This is a genomic window from Streptomyces sp. NPDC006335 (genome assembly GCF_040612795.1).
GTDB lineage: Bacteria > Actinomycetota > Actinomycetes > Streptomycetales > Streptomycetaceae > Streptomyces.
The window spans coordinates 360,996-382,592 of sequence record NZ_JBEXQX010000009.1 but is presented as its reverse complement, the minus strand read 5'-3'; the positions used below and the strand labels follow the sequence as shown (position 1 = coordinate 382,592).

Annotated in this window: 23 protein-coding genes and 2 pseudogenes; 12 read left to right on the top strand and 13 right to left on the bottom strand. The window is 70.1% G+C overall.

All coding sequences use genetic code 11. From position 1 onward, the window contains the following. The first annotated feature begins 38 nt into the window (after positions 1 to 38). The 3 genes from ABZ098_RS26120 to ABZ098_RS26110 are packed head-to-tail and all read left to right on the top strand — an operon-like array spanning position 39 to position 1,973. A complete protein-coding gene (locus tag ABZ098_RS26120) occupies positions 39 to 860 on the top strand; it encodes a YceI family protein (RefSeq protein WP_356595010.1) in 822 nt (273 codons plus the stop codon). 35 nt (positions 861 to 895) lie between these two features. Continuing rightward, a complete protein-coding gene (locus ABZ098_RS26115) occupies positions 896 to 1,495 on the top strand; it encodes a class I SAM-dependent methyltransferase (protein WP_356595008.1) in 600 nt (199 codons plus the stop codon). A 4-nt stretch (positions 1,496 to 1,499) separates the two neighbouring features. After that, on the top strand, positions 1,500 to 1,973 hold the full coding sequence (locus ABZ098_RS26110) for a PPOX class F420-dependent oxidoreductase (RefSeq protein WP_356595006.1): 474 nt from the start codon (positions 1,500 to 1,502) through the stop codon (positions 1,971 to 1,973). Between the two features lie 37 nt (positions 1,974 to 2,010). Here the strand turns inward: ABZ098_RS26110 and ABZ098_RS26105 are convergent, their stop codons facing one another. From ABZ098_RS26105 to ABZ098_RS26065, 9 genes are all read right to left on the bottom strand, one after another. Further along, on the bottom strand, positions 2,011 to 2,808 hold the full coding sequence (locus tag ABZ098_RS26105) for a TetR/AcrR family transcriptional regulator (protein WP_356595004.1): 798 nt from the start codon (positions 2,806 to 2,808) through the stop codon (positions 2,011 to 2,013). A gap of 130 nt (positions 2,809 to 2,938) precedes the next feature. Then, entirely contained in the window at positions 2,939 to 4,420 is a 1,482-nt protein-coding gene (locus ABZ098_RS26100) for an MFS transporter (RefSeq protein WP_356595002.1), read from the bottom strand. A 125-nt stretch (positions 4,421 to 4,545) separates the two neighbouring features. Next, entirely contained in the window at positions 4,546 to 6,750 is a 2,205-nt protein-coding gene (locus ABZ098_RS26095; RefSeq protein WP_356595000.1) for a glycosyltransferase family 39 protein, read from the bottom strand. After that, positions 6,750 to 8,300, bottom strand: coding sequence for a glycosyltransferase (locus ABZ098_RS26090; protein WP_356594998.1), 1,551 nt, complete (start codon positions 8,298 to 8,300; stop codon positions 6,750 to 6,752). Before ABZ098_RS26090 ends, ABZ098_RS26095 begins: the two co-directional genes overlap by 1 nt. A 14-nt stretch (positions 8,301 to 8,314) precedes the next feature. Next, entirely contained in the window at positions 8,315 to 9,967 is a 1,653-nt protein-coding gene (locus tag ABZ098_RS26085) for a HAMP domain-containing sensor histidine kinase (protein ID WP_356594996.1), read from the bottom strand. Continuing rightward, positions 9,967 to 10,704, bottom strand: a complete 738-nt coding sequence (locus ABZ098_RS26080; protein ID WP_356594994.1) for a response regulator transcription factor — start codon at positions 10,702 to 10,704, stop codon at positions 9,967 to 9,969. The genes ABZ098_RS26085 and ABZ098_RS26080 overlap by 1 nt, the downstream gene beginning before the upstream one ends. A gap of 226 nt (positions 10,705 to 10,930) precedes the next feature. After that, positions 10,931 to 11,422, bottom strand: a complete 492-nt coding sequence (locus tag ABZ098_RS26075; RefSeq protein WP_356594992.1) for a hypothetical protein — start codon at positions 11,420 to 11,422, stop codon at positions 10,931 to 10,933. An 18-nt stretch (positions 11,423 to 11,440) separates the two neighbouring features. Further along, positions 11,441 to 12,316, bottom strand: coding sequence for a DUF2797 domain-containing protein (locus ABZ098_RS26070; protein WP_356594990.1), 876 nt, complete (start codon positions 12,314 to 12,316; stop codon positions 11,441 to 11,443). Positions 12,317 to 12,375: 59 nt separating this feature from the next. Beyond that, complete coding sequence (locus tag ABZ098_RS26065) at positions 12,376 to 12,819, bottom strand: HGxxPAAW family protein (RefSeq protein ID WP_356594988.1); 444 nt, start codon at positions 12,817 to 12,819, stop codon at positions 12,376 to 12,378. 81 nt (positions 12,820 to 12,900) lie between these two features. Between ABZ098_RS26065 and ABZ098_RS26060 the strand changes: the two genes are divergently transcribed. Then, positions 12,901 to 13,389, top strand: coding sequence for a MarR family transcriptional regulator (locus ABZ098_RS26060; RefSeq protein WP_356594986.1), 489 nt, complete (start codon positions 12,901 to 12,903; stop codon positions 13,387 to 13,389). Positions 13,390 to 13,592: 203 nt separating this feature from the next. Continuing rightward, positions 13,593 to 14,105 carry a GtrA family protein gene (locus tag ABZ098_RS26055; RefSeq protein WP_356594984.1) on the top strand — a complete coding sequence of 171 codons (513 nt, stop codon included), beginning with the start codon at positions 13,593 to 13,595 and terminating at the stop codon, positions 14,103 to 14,105. Between the two features lie 199 nt (positions 14,106 to 14,304). Here the strand turns inward: ABZ098_RS26055 and ABZ098_RS26050 are convergent, their stop codons facing one another. After that, positions 14,305 to 14,790: an NUDIX domain-containing protein gene (locus tag ABZ098_RS26050; RefSeq protein WP_356594982.1), complete on the bottom strand. Its 486-nt coding sequence runs from the start codon at positions 14,788 to 14,790 to the stop codon at positions 14,305 to 14,307. Positions 14,791 to 14,993: 203 nt separating this feature from the next. On the opposite strand from ABZ098_RS26050, the gene ABZ098_RS26045 reads away from it, so the two are divergent. After that, entirely contained in the window at positions 14,994 to 15,179 is a 186-nt protein-coding gene (locus ABZ098_RS26045) for a hypothetical protein (protein ID WP_356594980.1), read from the top strand. A 34-nt stretch (positions 15,180 to 15,213) separates the two neighbouring features. Here ABZ098_RS26045 and ABZ098_RS26040 read toward each other — a convergent pair whose 3' ends face one another. Both ABZ098_RS26040 and ABZ098_RS26035 read right to left on the bottom strand, forming a co-directional pair. After that, positions 15,214 to 15,684, bottom strand: coding sequence for a hypothetical protein (locus ABZ098_RS26040; RefSeq protein WP_356594978.1), 471 nt, complete (start codon positions 15,682 to 15,684; stop codon positions 15,214 to 15,216). An 83-nt stretch (positions 15,685 to 15,767) separates the two neighbouring features. Continuing rightward, entirely contained in the window at positions 15,768 to 16,319 is a 552-nt protein-coding gene (locus tag ABZ098_RS26035) for a YcxB family protein (protein ID WP_356594976.1), read from the bottom strand. Positions 16,320 to 16,730: 411 nt separating this feature from the next. Here ABZ098_RS26035 and ABZ098_RS26030 point away from each other — a divergent pair, with 411 nt between their 5' ends. From ABZ098_RS26030 to ABZ098_RS26010, 5 genes and pseudogenes are all read left to right on the top strand, one after another. Further along, entirely contained in the window at positions 16,731 to 17,084 is a 354-nt protein-coding gene (locus tag ABZ098_RS26030) for a hypothetical protein (protein ID WP_356594974.1), read from the top strand. Between the two features lie 858 nt (positions 17,085 to 17,942). Next, positions 17,943 to 18,155 (top strand): annotated as a pseudogene (locus tag ABZ098_RS26025) (bifunctional DNA primase/polymerase); the annotation flags it as partial. Positions 18,156 to 18,166: 11 nt separating this feature from the next. Further along, complete coding sequence (locus ABZ098_RS26020) at positions 18,167 to 18,331, top strand: hypothetical protein (RefSeq protein ID WP_356594972.1); 165 nt, start codon at positions 18,167 to 18,169, stop codon at positions 18,329 to 18,331. Between the two features lie 257 nt (positions 18,332 to 18,588). Next, positions 18,589 to 18,945 (top strand): ankyrin repeat domain-containing protein, encoded by a 357-nt coding sequence (locus tag ABZ098_RS26015; RefSeq protein WP_356594970.1) that lies wholly within the window; start codon positions 18,589 to 18,591, stop codon positions 18,943 to 18,945. A 239-nt stretch (positions 18,946 to 19,184) separates the two neighbouring features. Further along, the gene (locus ABZ098_RS26010) at positions 19,185 to 19,811 is read left to right on the top strand and encodes a DUF6000 family protein (RefSeq protein WP_356594968.1); all 627 of its coding nucleotides are present in this window, start codon (positions 19,185 to 19,187) and stop codon (positions 19,809 to 19,811) included. Between the two features lie 181 nt (positions 19,812 to 19,992). On the opposite strand, the gene ABZ098_RS26005 is transcribed toward ABZ098_RS26010, so the two are convergent. Beyond that, positions 19,993 to 20,364: a GIY-YIG nuclease family protein gene (locus ABZ098_RS26005; protein WP_356594966.1), complete on the bottom strand. Its 372-nt coding sequence runs from the start codon at positions 20,362 to 20,364 to the stop codon at positions 19,993 to 19,995. Between the two features lie 716 nt (positions 20,365 to 21,080). On the opposite strand from ABZ098_RS26005, the pseudogene ABZ098_RS26000 reads away from it, so the two are divergent. After that, positions 21,081 to 21,307, top strand: a pseudogene (locus tag ABZ098_RS26000) (site-specific integrase); the annotation flags it as partial. Positions 21,308 to 21,597: the final 290 nt, after the last annotated feature.

The following is a 21,597-nucleotide window of genomic DNA, read 5'->3' as shown; positions in this document are numbered from 1 at the left end:
CCCGCCACGGGCCGGTCCTATTCGAGGAGTTACGAGACATGGGACTGACCGCGAGGATCCGCACCCGGGACGGATGGGCCGTGTCGCACGCGATCGTCACGGTGACCGACATGACCGGCACCCAGGTGCTGCGCGCGGAGGCCGACGCCGAGGGCGCGGTACGGGACGTGACTCCGCTGGAGCCGGGGCCGTACACCGTCATCGTGACGGCCGTCGGGTACGCGCCCGCCGCCTCCAGCGCGATCGTCACCGCGAGCGGCCGGGCCGAGGTCGGCACGGTCACGCTGGCCCGGATCGGCGGGGCGGAACTCCCGCCGCCGGGGCCCTGGACCGTGGACCCGGCCCACTCCAGCGTGGGCGCGGTCGCCCAGCACCTGGGCATCTCCAGCGTGCACGGCCGCTTCACCGACTTCACGGCGGCCATCGAGGTCGCCCCGGACGACGTGACCAAGTCCCGGGTGGAGGCGGTGATCCGGGCGGCCTCCATCGACACGGGCAACGCGATGCGGGACGAGCACCTGAGGTCGGCGGACTTCCTGGACGTCGAGCGGTACCCGGAGATCACGTACCGGTCGACGGGGCTGGTCGTGTCCGGTACGGATCGGTGGACCGTGCGGGGCGAGCTGGCGATGCGCGGTGTCGTACGGCCGGTGGACCTGGACCTGGCGTACCTGGGCACCGGCGCCGACCCCTGGGGCGGGACCCGCGCGGCCTTCCGTGCCACGACCCAGCTGCGGCGGGAGGACTTCGCCATGAACTACAACCAGGTCGTGCAGGCGGGGATCGCGGCGATCGGGACGACGTTGAAGGTCGAGCTCGATGTGCAGGCGGTGCAGGGGGAGTCGCTGCCGCAGACCTGAGGGCGTTGTCAGTGGCGGGACGTACGGTTCGGGGTATGGAGCGGACCACGGGGGTTCAGGAGTACTACGCCGAGTCGGCGGAGCGGCTGGGGCGGGTCTACGAGAGCGTCTCCTTCGAGGCGGTGCACGGGGCGCTGCTCGACCTGCTGCCCAAGGCGCCCGCGCGAGTGCTGGACGTCGGTGCGGGGACCGGGCGGGACGCGGCGGCGCTGGCCGGGCGCGGGTACACGGTCGACGCGGTGGAGCCGGTGCCGGAGCTGCGCCGGGTCGCCGAGCGGCTGCACCCCGGCAGCGGGGTGACCTGGCGGGCGGGCGCGCTGCCGGAGATACCCGGCGTGCGGGGGCCGTACGAGGTCGTCCTGCTGTCCGCGGTGTGGATGCACCTGCGGCCGGAGGAGCGGCCCGTCGCGATGCGGCGCCTGGCCGCACTGCTCGCGCCGGGCGGGCTCCTGCTGATCACCCTGCGGCGCGGTGAGCCGCCCGCGGACCGGCGGATGTTCGACATCGCGCCGGAGGAGGTCGTCGATCAGGGGGCCCGGGCGGGGCTGAGGCCGCTGCGGACCGTGGCCGAGGGTGCGGACCGCCTCGGCCGTGACGCGGTTCACTGGAACGCCGTGGCGCTCCAACTAGGCTGAATCCATGGCACCGAACATTGCGACCAACAAGGCCGTCTCCTTGGACGAGCTGCTGGACTTCGTACGGCCCCGGCACCGGGCGATCCTGCTGACGCGGCGGTCGGACGGGTCACCGCAGGCCTCGCCGTTGACCTGCGGGGTGGACGACTCGGGGCGGATCGTCGTGTCGACGTACCCCGAGCGGGCCAAGACGCGGAACGCCAAGCGGGATTCCCAGGTCAGCGTGATCGTGCTGAGCGACGACTGGGACGGACCGTGGGTGCAGGTCGACGGGACCGCGGAGGTCATCGACTCGCCCGAGTCCGTGGAGCCGTTGGTGGAGTACTACCGGAACATCGCCGGGGAGCACCCCGACTGGGACGAGTACCGGTCGGCGATGCTGAAGCAGGGGAAGTCGATCATCCGGGTCACTCCGGTGCGGTGGGGTCCGGTGGCCACGGGCGGATTCCCTGCGCGGTTGGCTTCGCCGGACGCGTGAGGGGGTGGGGGCTTCTCCTTCGTCGGCGGGTGCGCGTTCACTGGGGCTGGTCGCGCGGTTCCCCGCGCCCCTGGGGAGGTGCGGTCACCATCGTCTCGATGCCTGCCACGAGCAGGTCCAGGGCGAACTCGAAGTCCCTGTCCCTCATCTCCTCCACCGTGTCGCCGCCCCTCGCCGTCATGATCTCCTCGTTCTCCTTGAGGATCTGCGCGGCGCCCGGGGACTGGCCGGCGGTGGTCATGGCGTGCCGGAAGTAGGCCTCCTGGGTCATGCCGGCCTGCGCGGAGCGGGTGATGAAGTGGCCCTCGATGGTGCCGAAGCCGTAGACGAACTGGAAGACGGCGGAGATCGCGCCGGTGATGCCGTGGGCGGGCAGGCCGGTCCTGCGGACGACCCGGTGCACGGTCCGGGACAGGGCCAGGGAGTGGGGGCCGATGTTGAGGAAGGTGCCGGCCAGCGGTGAGACCCAGGGATGCCGGACCAGCAGGCCCCGGTACTCCCCGGCCACCGTGCGCAGTTGGTCCCGCCAGTCCTCGTCGGCGTCCGGGTCCGGCAGCTCCAGCTCGCCGAAGACCGCGTCCAGGGCCAGTTCGAGGAGGTCGTCCTTGGTGTCGACGTACCAGTAGACGGACATCGCGGTCACGTTCAGCTCGGCGGCCAGCCGCCGCATGGAGAACTTGGCCAGCCCGTCCGTGTCGAGCAGTCGTACGGTGGCCTCGGTGATCCGGTCCCGGTCGAGACCGGAAGGCTGGCCGCCGCCACGTCCACCCCGGCGCACCTTGCCTTCCAGCCAGACACTGGTCCGACCCGAGGCCTTCTGGCCTGCGTTAGCCATGGCGCACCTTCCAAGAACTTCCGTTGACTGGCAAAGATGCTAGGCGCCCACCGACCTGAAGGGGCGCGGGGAACTGCGCGAGAAACCACGACGGACCCGCACCCGCCGACGCACCACCGCCGCCACCCCCTCAGGCGACCTCTCCCCGCTCGGCCCGCCGCAGCAGCACCCCTGCCACCACCCCGCCCAGCAGCACAGCCACCGCCCCCACCAACTGGCTGCTCTCCAGGCCGGAGGCGAACGCGTCCGTGATCCGCGCCCGCTCCGACGCCGACCCCGCCTCCGCCAGCGCCCCCGGCAGGGACACCGCGGCGACCGAGATCCCCGCCGCGAACCGCGCGTTCAGCACCGCGCCCAGGACCGCGACCCCCAGTCCCTGTCCGAACTCCGCCACCGTGCCGTTGATCCCCGCGCCGACCCCGGCCTTCTCGCGCGGGATCGCGCTCATGATCGCGTGGGCCATCGCGGGGCTCGCGACCGCCGCCCCCGCACCGATGAGCACCAGCCCCAGCAGGGTGCCCGGATACCCGTGGCCGGTGAGCGTGGCGATGGAGAGGAGGCCCGCGGCCATCACCGCCATGCCGAGGCCGATGGAGAGCGGCGTCCCGAGTCGCGTCGACCACTTCGCCGACAGGCCCGTGAAGTTGAGGGCCACGATCATCAGCGCGAGCGGTGCCGTCCGCAGCCCCGCCTCCAGGGGGCCGTACCCGAGGACGAACTGCATGTGCTGGGTGAGCAGGAAGAGCGAGCCGCCCATGCCGAAGGTGATGAGGACCGCTCCCGCCACCGCTCCGGTGAATCGGCGGTCGCGGAAGAAGTGCATGTCGAGCATGGGGTGGGGGATCCGGTTCTCCCAGTACGCGAACCCGGCGAGGACCACGGCCGCCACGGCCGCCGGCGCCAGCACCCGGCCGGACGTCCAGCCGTGCTCGGGGCCCGAGATGATCGCGAACACCAGGGCGGTCATGCCGATCGTGGAGAGCAGGGCGCCGAGCAGGTCGGGGCGGTCGCCCCGCGGGTTCTTTGATTCCGGGACCAAGACCACGACCGCGACCAGGGCGAGCGCGGCGACCGGCAGGTTGATCAGGAAGATCGCGCCCCACCAGAAGTGGTTCAGCATGAAGCCGCCGAGGAGGGGGCCCGTCGCGAAGCCCAGGGAGTTCACCGCCGCCCAGATGCCGATCGCCCTCGGCTGCTCCTCGGGCGCGAAGATCTGCATGGCCACCGCGAGCGTGGTGGTCATCAGCAGCGCGCCCCCGACACCCATCCCGGCCCGGGCCGCGATCAGTTGGGCGGTGGAGTCGGCGAGACCGGCGACCAGTGATCCGACGCCGAACAGGACTAGTCCCGCGGCGAGCATCTTCTTGCGGCCGTAGCGGTCAGCCGCGCTGCCCGCGGTGAGCAGGAGACCGGACTGCACCAGCGAGTACGCGTTGATCATCCACTGGATGTCGGAGGTGGCGGCGCCCAGTTCGCTGGTCAGGGAGGGGATCGCCACGTTCAGGATCGTGTTGTCGAGCAGCACGGTGAGCTGCGCGAGACAGATGACGCCGAGTATCAGCCAACGCTGGGGGTGGCCCTGGGAGACGGCGACGGGGGCGGGAGCGGTCATGCCATACACCGTAGAACAGCTCCTATACGGTGTACAACGCGGTTTCCCGCCGTACAGCGCGGTTCCCCGCCGTACGACGAGCAGGGCGGCGACCGCAGTCGCCGCCCTGCTTCCCGGGAGGAACGTCAGCCGCTCGCCTTCTGGGTGAGGTCGTAGAAGGTGGCCGAACCGACCGTGACCTTCTTGAAGTTGGCCTCGACCCACGAGGTGATCTGCGAGGACGTACCGCTGCTGCTGCCGCCCATGCCCCCGCCGGAGCCGCCGGCGATGAAGTAGTGGATCTTTCCGTCTTCCACGTACTTCTTGAACTGGGCCAGCGTCGGGGACGGGTCGGTGCCGTTGAAGCCGCCGATCGCCATCACCGGGTCGCCGGTGGAGAGCTGGTAACTCGCCGCGTTCTGGGCGCCGATGGCCGCCGCGACCCAGGTGTACTTCGACGCGTCGGCCTCCAGCAGCTTCTTGGCCTCGGAGGTGACGCTCGCGCCGTTCAGGAGGCCGCCGACGCCACCGCCGCCGCCCGCTCCGCGTCCGTCACCGGTCTGTCCGCCGGGGCCGCCCTGCTGGTTCTGGGTGGTGCCGCCGCCGTTCTGCTGGTTCTGGCCCTGCTGCCCCGGCATGCCCCCGCCGGGGAAGCCGCCCGTGCCGCCACCCTGTGTGTTGCCGGTGCCGTTCTGCTGCTGGCCCTGCTGGCCGGGCATTCCGCCGCCGAAGCCGCCCCGGCCGCCACCACCACCCGGACCGCCGCCGCCCATCATGGACGCGCCCGCCGGGCCCGCCGTCACGATGGAGCCGGTGTGGCCCTCCTGGAGGGTGCTCAGGGTGTACGCCGTCGGGCCGGCCAGAGCGGCCACCAGGCCCAAGGAGGCCGCCGCGAGGGCGAGTTGACGACTGACACGGCCCGCGAAGATCAGGCCGAGCGCGGCTACCAGGCCGCCGATCAGAACCAGGTACTTCAGCCAGGGCAGGTAGTCGGAGGTGCGGTTGAGGAGGACGTAGCTCCAGGCGGCCGCCGCCACGACCGAGGCGGCGAGGGTGAGCGACGCCCACAGTTCGGCGCGCTTGTCCCACAGGGTGCCGGCGCCCATGCCGATCACGGCCGCCAGGTAGGGGGCGAGGGCCACCGTGTAGTACTGGTGGAAGATGCCCGCCATGTAGCTGAAGACGACCATGGTCATCAGCAGCGAGCCGCCCCAGACCAGGAACGCACCCCGCGTGACGCTGGTCCTGCCGAGCTTGCGGGTCGCCACCAGACCGGCGACGAGCAGGATCAGCGCGGCCGGCAGCAGCCAGGAGATCTGGCCGCCGATCTCGGAGTTGAACATCCGGTCCCAGCCGGTCTCGCCCCACTGCCCGGTGCCGCCACCACCACCGCCGCCGCCGACCGAGCCGGTCTCGTCGCCGTTGAGACGGCCCAAGCCGTTGTAGCCGAAGGTCAGTTCAAGGAAGGAGTTGTTCTGGGAGCCGCCGATGTAGGGCCGCGAGGAGGCGGGCCACAGCTCGACGATCGCCACCCACCAGCCGCCGGAGACCACCAACGCGAGAGTGGCCGCGGCCAGTTGACCGAGCCGCTTCCTGACGGAGACCGGCGCGCACACGGCGTAGACGATCGCCAGCGGCGGCAGGATCAGGAAGGCCTGCAAGGTCTTCGCGAGGAACGCGAAGCCGATTGCTACACCGGCCCACAGCAGCCACTTAGTACGGCCGTGCTCCAGGGCACGGACCACGAAGTGGCAGGCGAGCGCCATCAGCAGCGCCAGCATGGCGTCGGGGTTGTTGAACCGGAACATCAGCGCCGCGACGGGGGTGAGCGCGAGCACGGCGCCCGCGATCAGACCGGCCGCGGGGCTGAACCGGCGGCGCACGGAGGCGTGGACGACGGCGACCGTGCCGACGCCCATGAGGACCTCGGGGGCCAGGATCGCCCAGGAGTTCAGGCCGAAGACCCGCACCGACAGCTCCATCGGCCACAGCGAGGCCGGCGGCTTGTCGACGGTGATGGCGTTGCCCGCGTCCAGCGAGCCGAAGAAGAACGCCTTCCAGGACTGGCTGCCGGCCTGGACCGCCGCCGAGTAGAAGGAGTTGGCGTAGCCGGAGGAGCTCAGGTTGTACAGGTAGAGCAGGAGGGTCGCGGCCAGCAGGCCGAGGAGGGCCGGGCGCGCCCAACGGGGGTCCTCGGGGCGGCCGCGCCACAGTCCGCGCGCGAAGGGCTGCCGGGGTTCACCGGACTCGGGGGCATCGGGAGCGACCGGCGCCTCGGGGGCCGTCGCCGCCGGACCCCACCCGGAACCCTGCTGGGCCGGATGGGCCGGATGGTCGGTCTGCGTGGTCATCAGGAGTTCCTCGGGTCGGTGTCGGTCGGGCGCACCGGCTGCAACCGCACGGTGGCGTCCTTCCAGGAACGCTGCTCCGCGGCTTCACCGGCGCGGAACTCGGTCGTGTCGTACGGGGAGGCCGGCGTGTACGGCGTCGGGGCGTACGGCGGCGGGGCGTACTGGTTCGCCGCCGGGCGCTGGGGCAGCGGCGCGTAGGGCTGTTGGGTGGAGGGCTGTTGGGTGGAGGGCTGCTGCGGGAGCCGCTGGGTGGAGCAGGCCGGCGAGGACGGGGTGTGGGCGGCGACGACGGTGGACCGGGGCTGGTCGTCACCGCGGTCGGGGAAGACCCAGGCCCGGAAGAGCAGGAAGCGCAGCACGGTCGCCGCGAGGTTGGCGGCGATCAGCACCGCCAGCTCGGTGGAGTGCGCGGGGTCGCTGCTGGCCGCGCCGAGGGCGGCGAGGGAGCCGCTGGTCAGGGCGAGGCCGATGCCGAAGACGACCAGGCCCTGCGCCTGGTGGCGGACGGCTCCGCCCCGCCCGCGCACCCCGAAGGTCAGACGCCGGTTGGCGGCGGTGTTGGCGACCGCGGAGACCAGCAGGGCCAGCGCGTTGGCGATCTGGGAGCCGCTGAACTGCCGGAACGCGCTGTACAGGACGAGGTAGAAGAGGGTCGACAGTCCGCCGACGACACAGAACCCGACGAGCTGGCGGGCCAGCCCCTTCGGCACGTCCTGGATCTCGCGGTCGCGCGGGTCGTCACCGAAGGGCCGGGTGATCCGGTCCAGCGGCAGCGATCCGCCCGCCAGCGCCTTGCCCACCCGCCACACCCCCTTGAGGTCCTCGGTCGCCGTCTTGACGATGTGGACGGTGGAGTTCGGGTCGTCGATCCAGTCGACGGGCACTTCGTGGATACGCAGTCCCGCGCGCTCGGCGATGACCAGCATCTCGGTGTCGAAGAACCAGCCGGTGTCCTCGACCAGCGGCAGCAGGACCTGCGCCACGTCACGCCGGATGGCCTTGAAGCCGCACTGGGCGTCGGAGAAGCGGGCGTGGAGGGAGCCGCGCAGGATGAGGTTGTAGGCGCGGCTGATGAACTCGCGCTTGGGGCCGCGCACCACCCGGGAGCTGCGGGCGAGCCGGGAGCCGATCGCCAGGTCCGAGTGGCCCGAGATGAGCGGGGCCACCAGCGGCAGCAGGGCGTTGAGGTCGGTGGACAGGTCCACGTCCATGTAGGCGAGGACCGGGGCGTCCGAGGCGGACCAGACGGTCCGCAGCGCCCGGCCGCGACCCTTCTGCTCCAGCCGGAAGGCCCTGACCTCCGGGATCTCCGCCTCCAGCCGCCGTGACACCAGGGGCGTGGTGTCCGTCGACGCGTTGTCCGCGATGGTGATGCGGAACGCGTACGGGAACGTGCGCCTGAGGTGCTCGTGCAGTCTCAGCACACACGGCTGGAGGTCCTTCTCCTCGTTGTAGACGGGGATCACTACGTCCAGGACAGGCGTACCGGCGTCGCCGGCCGGGAGGTGCTCCCGCGCCGGCAGGGTGCCGGGAGAAGAGTCGGTTCGCATGGGAACGACTCTGGTCAGGCCCCCTGTTGCACCCATATGGCGGCGCTGTGCTGTGCCTGTGAGTGCGATTGCCAGTTCGTTTCGGGCGCCGGACGGGGGGCCACGGGGCCGACCGCGGGCAGGTGCACGGTGAACACGGTCCGTCCCGGGACGCTGTCCACGGTCACCGCTCCGCCGTGCGCGGTCGCGACGGCCTGCACGATGGCGAGGCCGAGACCGGTCGAGCCGGAGGCACGGGAGCGCGAGGAGTCACCGCGCGCGAACCGTTCGAAGACGTGCGGGAGCAGGTCGGGCGGGATGCCCTGACCGTTGTCCTCGACGTCCACGCACATCCAGGGGCCGCGCCGCTGCACCCGTGCGGTGACGGTCGTCCCCTCCGGGGTGTGTTTGCGGGCGTTGCCGAGCAGGTTGATGAGCACCTGCTGGAGACGGGCCGCGTCGCCGGAGACGAGGGCGGGTTCGTCGGGCAGGTCGAGGCGCCAGTTGTGGTCCATGCCGGCCGCGCGGGCGTCGCTGATGGTGTCCACGACGAGCGGGACGAGGTCGGTCTGCTCGAACTGGAGGGGCCGTCCTGCGTCCAGGCGCGCGAGCAGCAGCAGGTCCTCCACGAGCAGCGTCATCCGGCCCGCCTCGGACTCGATACGGCCGAGCGCGTGCCGGGTGTCGGGGCCGACCTGTTCCCGGCCGCGCCGGGTGAGCTCGGCGTACCCGCGGATGGAGGCGAGCGGTGTCCTGAGCTCATGACTGGCGTCGGCGACGAACTGCCGTACCCGCATCTCGCTCTGCTGCCGCGCGTGCAGGGCGCCGTGGACGTGGTCCAGCATCCGGTTCAGCGCGGAGCCGACCTGGCCGACCTCGGTGTGCGGGTCGCACTCGGACTCCGGCACCCGTTCGCTGAGGTTCACCTCGCCGGTGTGGAGGGGGAGTTCGGAGACCCGGGTGGCGGTGTTGGCGACCTTGCGGAGGGGACGGGTGGCGAGCCCGACCAGGACGTAACCGGCGATGACGGCGGCGCCGAGGCCGGCGGCGGTGACGCTGATCTCCACGAGGATGAGGGTGTTGATGGTGTTGCTCACGGTGTCGGTGGGGAGCGCCACGTAGTAGCCGGTGCTGCTGTCCCTGGACGTGGTGTACATCACGAGGTAATCGCCGACATCGGGGATGCTCACGACGTGCTTGCCAGTGGTGGGCACACCGGCGAACACGGCCCGCTGGGCCGCGGTCAGCGCGACGGCCTCCATCTGCTGGCCGATGTCGCTGGATTCCCGTACGGCGATGACCGCCTTGGAGATGGTGCCGTCGGCGCCGACCTCGGCAGCCACGGTGTTCTCCTGCGTGGGGCCGTGGGTGACGAAGGCGTCGAGCTGGTCCTGGGGCTGCGTCTGGCCTTGGTTCTGGTTCTGGTCCTTCGTGTTCTGGTCTTTCCCGTTCTGGGCGTTCGGCACACCGAATGGCGGCCCCGCCAGACGCTTCCCCGCGTCGAAGACCTGTTCGCCCAGCTGGTCGTACAGATGGCTCCGCAGCGCCAGGGTCGTCACCGTGCCGATCACCGCGCAGACCACCGCGATCAGCACCACCGACGCGACGACGAGCCGCGTCCGCAGCGTGCGCGGCTTGCCTGCTCGCCCTGCCCGCTTCTGCGCCCGCGGCCGTCGTCGCCCGCTCATCAGGCGGCGGGCTTGATCAGGTAACCGGCGCCTCGCCGGGTGTGGATCATCGGCTCACGCCCCGCGTCGATCTTCCGCCGCAGGTAGGAGATGTACAGCTCGACGACGTTGGCCTGGCCGCCGAAGTCGTACGACCACACCCGGTCGAGGATCTGCGCCTTGCTGAGCACTCGCCGGGGGTTGCGCATCAGGAACCGCAGGAGCTCGAACTCGGTCGCGGTGAGGTGGATGTTGTCCCCGGCCCGCGAGACCTCGTGGCTGTCCTCGTCGAGCGTGAGGTCACCGACGACCAGCACGGAGTCGGAACGGCGGTCGGCCGCACCGGAGCGGCGAATGAGACCCCGCAGCCGGGCCACGACCTCCTCGAGGCTGAACGGCTTGGTGACGTAGTCGTCGCCACCGGCGGTGAGCCCGGCGATACGGTCCTCGACGGCGTCCTTGGCCGTCAGGAACAGCACGGGCACGTCCGGCAGTTCACGGCGTAGCCGCCCGAGGACGGCCAGTCCGTCCATGTCGGGAAGCATCATGTCGAGGACGACGGCGTCGGGCCGGAACTCCCGCGCGGTCTGGACAGCACCCGTGCCGTCTCCCGCGCTGCGAATCTGCCATCCCTCATAGCGCAGGGCCATGGACAGCAGTTCGGTGATCGACAGCTCGTCGTCCACCACAAGCACGCGGACGGGGCTCCCGTCCGGCCTCAGCAGTTCGGTGCGCCCCTGGGGCGAGGTCGTGGTCATGGTGAACACCATGTCGGGGCGCCCTGAGAACACCCTTTCGGCAATCTGTGATTTTCCTGAGAAACGCACAGGCGGCTCTCAGGGAACCCCTGGGGAATCGCTGGTCCGACGGGACGGAACGCCTCGACGGCGCCATCAGGGCCGACAGGGCCGACAGGGCCGACAGTGCTGACAGGGCCGACAGGGCAGAGGGGACGGACGTGGCATCCGACCCGGTCTCCGGCCGCTACCGGACCGGCCCCTGCTCGTCCACATGAACCGTCGGTGCCCCGAGGAACACCTCCGCGCCGACCGGGCCGTAGGCGATGTTGAAGGTGTCCAGCCAGTACGACCAGTCGCGCAACCCGACGGCACTGCTGAAGCGGTAGTTGAGCTGCCACCGCACCCACTGCCCGGGGTGGAGCCGCACGCCCGGGCGCCGCCGCGGCCGGGGCGGCACCCCGAACATCGGCCGCACCCTGGGCAGCACCCGCAACCGCCCGTCCGCCTCACGGAGTTGGACGTCGACACCCCTGAGGTTGTCGCCCTGCTGGTCGTGCGGCGCGAAGTCGTCCCGCTCGTCCATCCGGACCGCGTGGACGAACGCCGCTCCGGCCCGTCCCACCGCGGACGGCGGCAACGCGAACCCGACCGGAGCCGCGTTCCTCCGCGTCGCGGCCTCGCCGCCACGGGACCGCTTCGTCCATGACGTGCGTATCCACTGCACGGTGACGTCCATCCCCGGACCTCCCCCTCGTCAGAACAACCCGTCCTGAACCCCCGGCGCCTCCTTGAACTCTCTCACCGGCACGCCGATTTCCGCCCCGTCGGCCGGGACCAGTTCCCACCCCGTCATCAGCCGGGTGTCCAGTACGACGACTCCCCCGCTCGCCGTCTCCAGGTGCAGGTCGGGTCCGGCGGCCGCGAGAAGCCGTCCGCCCACCGACCCGCCCGCGACGAGCTCGCTCACCTCACCCACGGCGGCGGGCAGTGCGGCGAGACCGAAGATCTCGACGTGGTCGACCGGTTGGAACGGCGCGCGCTCCAGGGAGTCCGGCCAGCCGCCCAACGCCACCGCCCGCGCGTGCAGTTCGGCGATCTCGGCGGCCCGCTCGGCAGCCGACCCCGGCAGGGCGGACCGTACGGCCCGCTTGGCGGCGTACGGAATGCGGTCCGGCACCGAGAGCGCCGCCCGCAACAGCTCCTCGGTGCGGCGCGCGGCCATGAGCGGACCGGTGCCGAGCCAGCTGAAACAGACGGCGCCCTGTTCCAGCAGGCGCGCGGAGCCCCGCTCGTGCGCCGTGATGCCGACCTTGACCATGCCGGGCCCGAACCACGCCAGATACACCCGGTACGGACGGGGATCGTCCGCGAGGGTGTCGGCGGCCACGGAGTGCGCCCGGTCCAGCCGCGCGCACTCCTCGCACCGCGCCCCCGCGCTCCGCCCCGACACCGGGGCCCGCGCCGGACACGCGTGCCCCCGGGCTCCCACACATGTCCGCACACCCCCCTCCGCGACCCCGAAGGCCACCCGCTTCCCCAAGGTCAGCGCACTGCGCCGCCCACCGTCCCAGCGCAGCACGGGCCCGTCCGCCGACCAGGACAACCCCGAGCACTTCCATCCCTGTGCCATCCCTCACGAGAGTAGGGGGCACCACTGACAACGGGCCGCGCGAGCACCGGCGGGACCGGTCAGCCCACCGACTCCATCGCCTCCGCCGACTCCATCGACTCCGCCGACGCCATCGAGTCCGCCGGCTCCATCGACTCCACCGACTTCCCGCGGACCGGTTCCAACGTCGCCGCGGCCCTCGCCCCGACCACCCCGGTCCGCGCACCGCCCCGACCCGCCATCCGGCACCCGACGCACCCGGGGTGCCCCTGCCGCGCGCCCGTGTCGCGCACCCGCATCCCCCACTCCGCGCGCGGTCGGCGCCCCGGCGGCTTGCCCCAGCCGGTCAGGTGCAGGGCCCAGGTCACGAGGGCGCTCGCCCCGGTGATCGCGAGGCCGACGGCGATCAGCGCGCCGGACACCGTGCACACCCCCAGCCCCAGCACGGACGTCCCCACGGTGGCGATGGCGACTCCGGTCCACCCCGCGACCGTGTGCCCCTCGTCATACTGATGTGCACTCACAGATCCTCCTCGACCCGTTCTCTCACCTCCTAAGAAATTTAGCGCAGAAACCTCTCACGCACTAAGGGAATAAGGATTCCGATGCACGCCGAGCCCCGCCCCTCCGCCACTCCGGCCCAGGCCCTGGAGGCGATGGACTTCTTCATCGCCACCGCCCACCTCGGCCAGCAGGAGATGGCCCAGCGGCTGGGCCTGAACGTCACCGACCTGCTGAGCTTCGCCTGCGTCCTGAAGGCCGGCGAGAACCTCCTCACCGCGGGCGACCTCGCCGAGCACGCCCACGTCACGACCGGCGCGGTCACCGGCATCCTCAACCGCCTCGAACGCGGCGGCTACGTCACCCGCGTCCCCGACCCCACCGACCGCCGCCGCGTCCGGGTCGCCGCGCTGCCCGACGCCGTGGCCAAGGTCGTCGCCCTCTACCAGCCGTACTACGACCGCCTCGACGCCGTCTTCGCGGGCTACTCCGCCGACGAGATCGCCGTACTCCACGACTGGTTCAGCCGTACGACAAACCTCGCGCTCGCCTATATCGAGGAGTTGCGGGCGAAGGACGCGGAGGGGGAGTAGCGAGGGGACCCTGCGGAGGGCGTCTGACGAAGGCGTCCGCTGCACCCCCGGGGCCACCCCACCCCGGGGGTGCAGCCAGCCCTACCTTCGGTTCGGGAGTGCACTCCATCGTTTCGGCGGGCCCGCGACGGCATCGTTGATCACGGCTGGTCCACCCGGGATCCAGCGGATCGACAAGCCAGCGCCGAGCCGGAGGAAACCCCATGGAGCCGCAGACGGCCGACCGGACCCAGTCCCCGTCCACGCCCGGCCCCCTGGCCTCCTTCGTGCGCTTCGTCGTCTGCGGCGGCGGGATCGGTGTCCTCTCCAGCTTCGCGGTACCGCTGGTCGCGATGACGATGCCCTGGGCGCTGGCGAACGCGGTGATCACCGTGGCCTCCACGCTCCTGTGCACCGAGCTGCACGCCCTGTTCACCTTCGGCACCGGCCGCCGCCCCGGCTGGCGCCGGCACCTCCAGTCCTCCGGCTCGGCGGCCGCCGCGTACGCCGTCACCTGCGCCGCGATGTTCCTGCTGCACGCCGTCGAGTCCTCGCCGGGCATGCTCACGGAACAGGTCGTCTACCTCGGCGCCTCCGCCCTGGCCGGCATCGGCCGCTTCCTGGTCCTGCGCCTGTTCGTCTTCGCCGGCCCCCGCAAGGACGTGCGCCCGTCCGGGACCGTCGTAGCCCTGCCCCGTCCTGCACTGCCGCGTACCGCGGTGAGCGCGGCCTGCTGACCGGAGCACCGCGTCAGCACGGCCCGGGCTCCGAGTCGCCAACTGTCCATGTCCAGGCAGGCCCAGGCAGGTCCCGGCACCTCCAGGCGGAGAGTGAGCCCGTCCTCCGGGGCCACCGGAACCGGCACCCGTCCGACACGGTCGGCCTGTAGCCCGCCGGCACCGGGTCGCGCACCTCAACGACGCGGGACGCAGCCGTTCAACCCCCCAGGTACCGCCGCAGAGCCTCCACCCCGTCGGACACGAACCCCCCGCGCCCCACCGCCTCCAGCAACTCGCCCTCCCCGAACCACCCGTACCACGCGATCTCCGCCGGATCGGGCACCAGCGCCGCGGTCACGACCACCTCGTGCACCCCGAGCCAGTAAGGACTGATCTCACCACGGCACAGGAATTTGAGGGCAAAGCGCGGCTCCCCGAACACCCCCAGTTCCTCTGCGAGTTCACGGGCCGCCGCGACCTCGTACGACTCCCCGACCTCCGCGGCCCCGCCCACCAGCCAGTTGTACTGCCCGGGGAAACGGGAGACGTCCTGCGGCCGCCGATGCACGAGAATCCGCCCGTCCGGATCACGGCAGACCGTCGTCGCGATCCGATGCAGCCACCTCTTCTCGATGGCCTCCGCCCGGGCCACCACCCCGATGACCCGGTCCTCCTCGTCCACCCGCTCGACCAATTCGCCCATGCCGGCCACGATCGCAGAGGGGTACGACAACGCGGCGCCGGGTGCTGAGCCCCACGGGGGGGTACAGCACGCGCCGGGTACTGACAGCCCCACAGGGGTACAGCTGCCCCCACCCCGGATCGGGCGGACGGCTCCATGTCGCGGCCCCCGGATCGACGGCATCGTAGAAGCCATCGGCCCCGGCTCCTCCGGAAGGAACTCCCATGAACCAGCTCCTGTCCTCCTCGCCGGTCAAGACTTCCTCCGAGAGCGACCTGGCCCCCCTCCTGACCGCCTGGGACCAGGCCCACCCCGTCACCACCGACCCGGACTGGCGCCACCTGCTCGACGAACTCGCCCACCCCCGCACCACCCAGGCCTTCCACAGCCTGGCCACCAGCACCGCATGAGCCCGACAGGAGCAAGGAGCAAAGGAGCAACGGGTCAGACTTCCAGCGTCGCCAAGTCCTGCCGGAAGACCGTGCGGGCCGCCCGGGTCGCGTCACCGTGAGCCTGCCTGGCGGTGTCGTACTCGTGCGACGCCAGCGTGCTTCCGGACGCGAGTGTTTCCCGAACCCGACGCAAGGAGTGGTAGGAGGCGTCTATGGCCTCCGTCACGTCGGTGGGCGCCGTCAGGACGAGCCTCTCCCGGGCCTCGTCGCACCCCGACGCCTGAAACGCCTGCCTTATCCTGGCCGCCCTCGCCTGCGGGTCCGAGTACTCCTCGTCGGCGGCCAACCGCATGGCCTCGTGCGCACGGCGAAGGGCCACCAGACAGTCCGCGTACATGGTTCGCCGGTCCTGCAGCCTGTTGTCCCTGACCGTCCGCCGCCACCGCAAGTGCTCACCGGCCAGCGTCGCCCCGACCCCGACGACCGCTCCGAGCGTCGTCCCGACAAGCGTTCCCCACTCCACGGGAACGATCGTGCCACGCAACGCCCGACTCAGCCCGGCAGTTGACCCACGCTGATGCCGAAGGCCCCTCGGGACGAACCCGTCTAGAGCCGCTTCAGGTTCCGGTCCAGGATCTCCCTGAGCCGATCCACGTCCGCGGGATTCCGGGCGCCCCGCTTGGGCAGTACCGCGACTCCGGCCGCGCGGTCGCCGCCCAGGAGCACGAAGAGCCCGGGCGTCTCCAGGTACTCCCGGAACACGGTCCAGTCCACGGTGAAGGACGCCCGCTCACCGGTACTGACCGCGCCACGGTCGTCGGCCACCATGCGACACCGCCCGTAGGGCTCCACGACGCTGAACATCCGGCGGGCCATGGTGCGCAGTCCTCGCACGGCGCCCCAGGAGGTGGCTGCCACGGAGAGCACCAGCGTGATGATCCAAACAGGCAGCGTGGCGTCTTTGAGAGTCGAGAAGACGACCACGGCGACCACCGCGATCAGCGGCGCCATGAGCAACTGGACCCGACCCGCCGCCGACCGACGAGCTCGCCCACGGAGCGCCTCCTCGAAGTCCGCGACCGTCGGCTGGTAGACGAACTCGACGGCCGCACTACGGTCCGTGTCCTGATCTGGGAAATCCCCGCCCCTGGTGTCCACGAGCCGGATCCTAGCGAGGGCGGTCCCAGGCGGATCGGGGCCGTCGTCACAAGATCCATCGGCAACCCCTGGTCCACGCCCGAACCCGATTGCCGTCAAGCAAAAGCCAGAGGCCGCGCAACTCGCGTGACTGCGAGCTAAGTTGGCCCTAGCGTTGCTGCCGCGATCAGTAGCGAGGGAGCACGTCTGGGCGCGGACGCCGCCCGCCGTCTGGCGGAGACGGGCCTCTATGAGTTCGAGCCCGGGCTGACGGACACCGAGTTCGCCCGTATCGAGCGCGAGTACGGCTTCGAGTTCGCAGACGATCACCGAGCGTTCCTTGCAGCCGGCCTACCGGTCAACGTTCCTCCCGAGGAAGGGCAGACCTGGTTCAAGCCCTGGCCGGAGTGGAGGGGTGGCGACCTGGACAGCTTGCGTCGACAGCTCGCCTGGCCGGTCGAGGGTGTTCTCCTCAGCGTCGAGCACAACGCGTTCTGGTACGACGGCTGGGGCGGCCGTCCGTCTGATGGAGCGACGGCACTGGACACGGCAAGGCGCCACCTGAGGGCGGCGCCGGTGCTGGTGCCCGTGTACTCCCACCGATACCTGCCGACCGGGCCGGGAACCTTCGGTCATCCGGTGCTCTCGATGTGGCAGACCGATGTCATCTACTACGGACTGGACTTGGCCGACTACATGCACCGGGAGTTCGACGAGGCACGCTGCGACGTCGACGAGGCCTGGAACCCGAAGGCAACAGTCCCTTTTTGGCGGGACCTCGTCTGACTCTGCTGCTGGACCGAGCAACGTGCGCCATCAACTCACGTGGCTAAAAGCGCATGGTCGACTTCCCTCAGTGACCTCCGCGAGGCCGACAGCAGCCCCCTCGGGATGATCCGAGCGGGGCTTCAATCTTCACCAAGGGTTCATCGCCGTGCGGATCTTCAAGTCCGAGCACCATTCCTGCGTTCTCAGGGAAGGACGGGCGGCTCAGGAGGCGTAATGTCGGAGGCTGCGGGCCGCGACGGCATAGGCACCCCGCACGCTTTTCCCGACGCGTCGAATACGACCCCCGCTCCCTCGGGGACCTTCCCCGCGCCCAGGAACATCTCCCAGCCGTTCTTCACCAGGTGCCAAGCCGGTCGGTGTCCTCGGTCGGCATCTGCTCCATCTGTCCCCAGCCCCGCGCTTTCAGCACGGCGAGCACGGAGTCCACGGACTCACGCTTCGGCGCGTCTCCAGTTCGCAAGGACGCGATCAGGCGGCACGGATTGCCGGCCTTGCTCGTGTCGAGGAAACCCAGGTGCCCGATCCCCGCAGCAGCGGCCGCAGACCGACATCGCCCCGTACGGCATCGGGGGTCAGCTCGTCCCTGGCCTTCTTTTCGGCCGCTCGAGCAGTCGTCGTCGCCCGCTCGCCTGCTGTGCCGACGCCGTCCCCGCCGCCGCAACCTGTCATCACCGTCATCACCGCTACGACGGTCACGGCCACTCCCACCCCACGCATGTGTCCTGCCTTCGAATCGTTTCGTGGGTATACACGAAGGGCGGCCCCTCGTCTCGCCAAAGTCGCGGGGCCGCCCTTGTCACCAGAACCCGTCAAGGAGCCGGAGCCATCCAGCATGGCCCATGACCCCGTACCGCGCTGCTGCGCGCCGCCCTCGTCGCCGGCTCGCGCGGCTGGCACGTCTACCGCCTGCGCCCCGGCCCCAAGCGCCCCACCCTGCACGGTGAGCAGGCATGCCCCCGAAGGGGCGAGTGCGCGAGTCGGCACCGCAAGCGGGAACAGCGCGCCACCACCGACCTCGACCGTATCCAAGCTGCCTGGTCTCGGGCGCCGTTCGATGTCGGCATCGCGCTCCCAGGATCATGGAGACGTTCGGGCACAGCACGATCACCATGACGCTGGACACCTACGCGCACGTGATGGACACGTCGCCGCGGGCCGCCGCCGATCAGATGGACGACGCCCTGAACCTCGACGAGCCCGACGTGAATTCGGAGGGAGACACGGAGCCGGACCCCGAGGGCTGAGCGCCCGATCCGACCGCGTTGATGTCAGCCGTTGATGTCAAAGGCCCCTTGGGATGATCCCAAGGGGCCTTTGACCTGTGTGCACTCGGCAGGATTCGAACCTGCAACCTTCTGATCCGTAGCTCTACAGAGATCGGTCAACAAGGGTTATAGGGGCCGACATCCGGTGTCCCCGAGTCGCTGTCGGTCATGATCGGTTGCTGGGGTTGCTGTGCTTCGCTGCTGTACGGCAACCGGCGTGAGGTTGAATCGGCGGCATGCAGCGTGCGGACTCCGAACAGTACGAGATGTCCCCCGTCCACGTGGCCGTGGAGATGGACGACTTGGCACAGTTGACGCGCCTCCTGCACGCCGGTGCCGACCCGGACGAATTCGATGGTCACAGCGGCTGGACTCCACTGCTCCGTGCCATCGACGGTGAGGCCGACGGAGCTGTCCAGACAGGAGAACCTCTCGAAGCGGCATGCACCGCAGTTCTCCTGGCATACGGCGCCGACCCCGAGCGTCCGTCCCGGGACGGGCTCAGCCCTCTGCACCTTGCCTTCCAGATACGCCATGATCTGGCAGTCCGCCTCATCGAGGCGCACATCACCCGACGCCGCTCCAAAGAGTGACCCGGACTGTGCCAACACGCTTTCCAACTGTGGGGGTGGGGCGATGGGGTGGGTACAGGGCTGTTCGCCTGCGTTCATGGGCGGTTGGCCGTGGGAGCGGCTATCGGCTTCGGTCTCGCCTGAACGACTGTGAACGGCGCTGAATGAGACGGAAACTGAGACGGACGGACATGCAGGGCTGGGGCGTTCGGCCAGCCAGATCGCTGGTCTGACAGCTTCCTCCGTACGAGGATGCTGCCATGCGCCATAGCGACGAAGAGGACGAGCGGCTCAGGTTGATCCGCCGCTACGTCACGCCCGACCGGCGGTACCTCAAAGTCGGTGGCGTCCTTCTAGGTATGAGTGGACGCGACCGAGCCAGGTTCATGAAGAGGCTGGGCAAGGCTGCCGGTGAGATCAGCCCTCGTGAACTGTGCACCCTGCTCGACGGAGGATGGCGCGAGCGCAAGACGGCGGCCTGGCTCATCGCTGTGGCCGGCAGGACCGAGTTCCGGGAGCGCCTTGGCGAACTCCTGCTCGCCAGCGAAGGGCCGTATGCAGGGCAGGCGTACTGCGTGGCGCTGGCCACCTTCGGCACTTCTGCCGACGCAGACGCCTTGGTCGCCTATCTCGACTACTACCTTTCCCAACCTGACCTCCACTACGACCAGCAAGCCGCCCTCGGCGCGCTCTTGCTGCTCGACGCCAAGCTCGGTGCTGACCACGCGGCCCGGTTCCTCGCGCCGAATGGGCTCTGGCAGCAGTGGATCGACGGGCCGCCCAGCAAGGACCGCGATGCCCCTGACAGCTATCGAGAGTTCATCGGTCAGCTCTGCGCTTTCGCTGATGAAGCTGCCAAGCACTGTTCGGGACGTAGCTCGGTTTGACCGACACTGACGGTTGAGGGCATCGACTCTTCTTCTTGCCCTGGGTCTTGCCGGGGATCACGGGGAGCTGGGTCTTCGCTGCTCAGGGTCGGTGGCCTCCTCTGTCTGGTGGTCGTCGTTGGTCGTCATTGGCCACTGTCGAGCGACCTCGGACGGCCCAGGCAACTGCCCGTTCGGCGGCTTACGAGCTGATGGGCAACTCTCGTGCACGTTGGCGTGCTTGGGCTCGTATCTCCTTCAGGCGACTGTGGAACGCGTTGTGGCGGTTCTGGTCGAGGTTCAGCGGGAGGTCGAGCTGGGAGATGAGCTGTGACTCCAGGTCCCATGGTTCGCTCTGCTCGATCCAGCACACCCGGGCGTTGTCCGCCATCCACTTGCTCAGGGTGGCTTCACCGGCCTTGCCGAAGGTCATTCGCTTGCCGCTGCCCACGAGACGCAGCTCAAGTCCGAGCAGGCATCCGAGGGTGAGCCGCAGCGTCGAGCCCGCCGCGTTGCCCCGGTAGTGGTACCGCACCCGCTTGCGAAGGTTCTGCGTGCTGGTCCGGTTCGCCATGAATCGCGGGGCTATACCGATGTACAGCAGGCGCCCAGCGTCCAGGTCCGGGTGGGGCGACTGTTTGAAGTGCCACCCGTAGACCCCTGCTGCCGCCGGAACAGGACTCGGGCGAACCAAGACCTCCTGAGCCGACCACAACTGACCGGGGCTGGCGAGAGCAGTGGCTTCCACGGCACCTCCAGGCACGTGACGGCTGATCGTCGCAGGTTACTGGTCACCACTGACAGAACACCCCTCGTCTACGTAGCCACGTGACATCAGCTTGGGAAGCTTGGGTGCTCTGAGGGCGGTCGCTCGGCTGACCTGCGGCGGAGCGGTCTCGGTGTTTGGCTGACCGTTCCATGAAGCCCCGGCGTTCCCCGTGGTTCCCCGCACGATCTGGCACGGGTCTGGCACGCCCAATTTTTTCGGAGGGCAGAGCCAAGGTCGCCGTTCCTGCGGTGCCGCACCGAACCCCTGCAACCTGCGGCGTTCACCGTCGGGCAGTGCTCAGGCCTAGCGCTTAGAAGACGCGGGCACGCCTTGGTGGGCCGTTCAGATTATCTGGTGCTGCCACCGTGCTGGGCCGCCGAGCGCCGCTGCCGTCCGCCACCGTTGCCGTCAGGACTGCCGTCGGCCCCCGCTTCCGTGGGGCCACCACCTCAGGGCAATCAGTCTCCGCTGCCTTCCGGCCCCCGTCCTGCTGAGCGCGCCGCATACGCAGTGCCTTGAGGGTGCGTGCCCGCCGTGCCGGCCTCCGGGTGATCCCGCTCCGGAACACCCGGCACACGTGCAGCTCGCTACTCGTCGCTCTCAAGGTCCACCCGAAGTGGCTCAGCGCATCCTTCGCCACGCACAGATCGCCATGACGATGGAGGTCTACGCGGAAGCAAGCGAGGAAGAGGTACGGGCCGCGCTGGGCAAGCTGTCCGACGCCATGGGAGGTTCCGGCACCGACTAGTCGAAGCCTGTTGCTGTACTTCGCTGCTGTACGGCACGAAAAGGCCCCTCAGGAGTGATCCTGAGGGGCCTTTGACCTGTGTGCACTCGGCAGGATTCGAACCTGCAACCTTCTGATCCGTAGGATCGGGCAGGCTGCCTGGCGGCTGCTCCGCCTTCCTCCCGCCTGATTGCCGACTGTCGTGATCAACAGCCTCCGTGTGCCGTCGTTGCCGTCAGAGTTGCCGTCAGTTCTGGACTGAGAACCAGCGCAGCTCCCAGCATTCGCGGAACTTCTCCAGCACTCAGCCG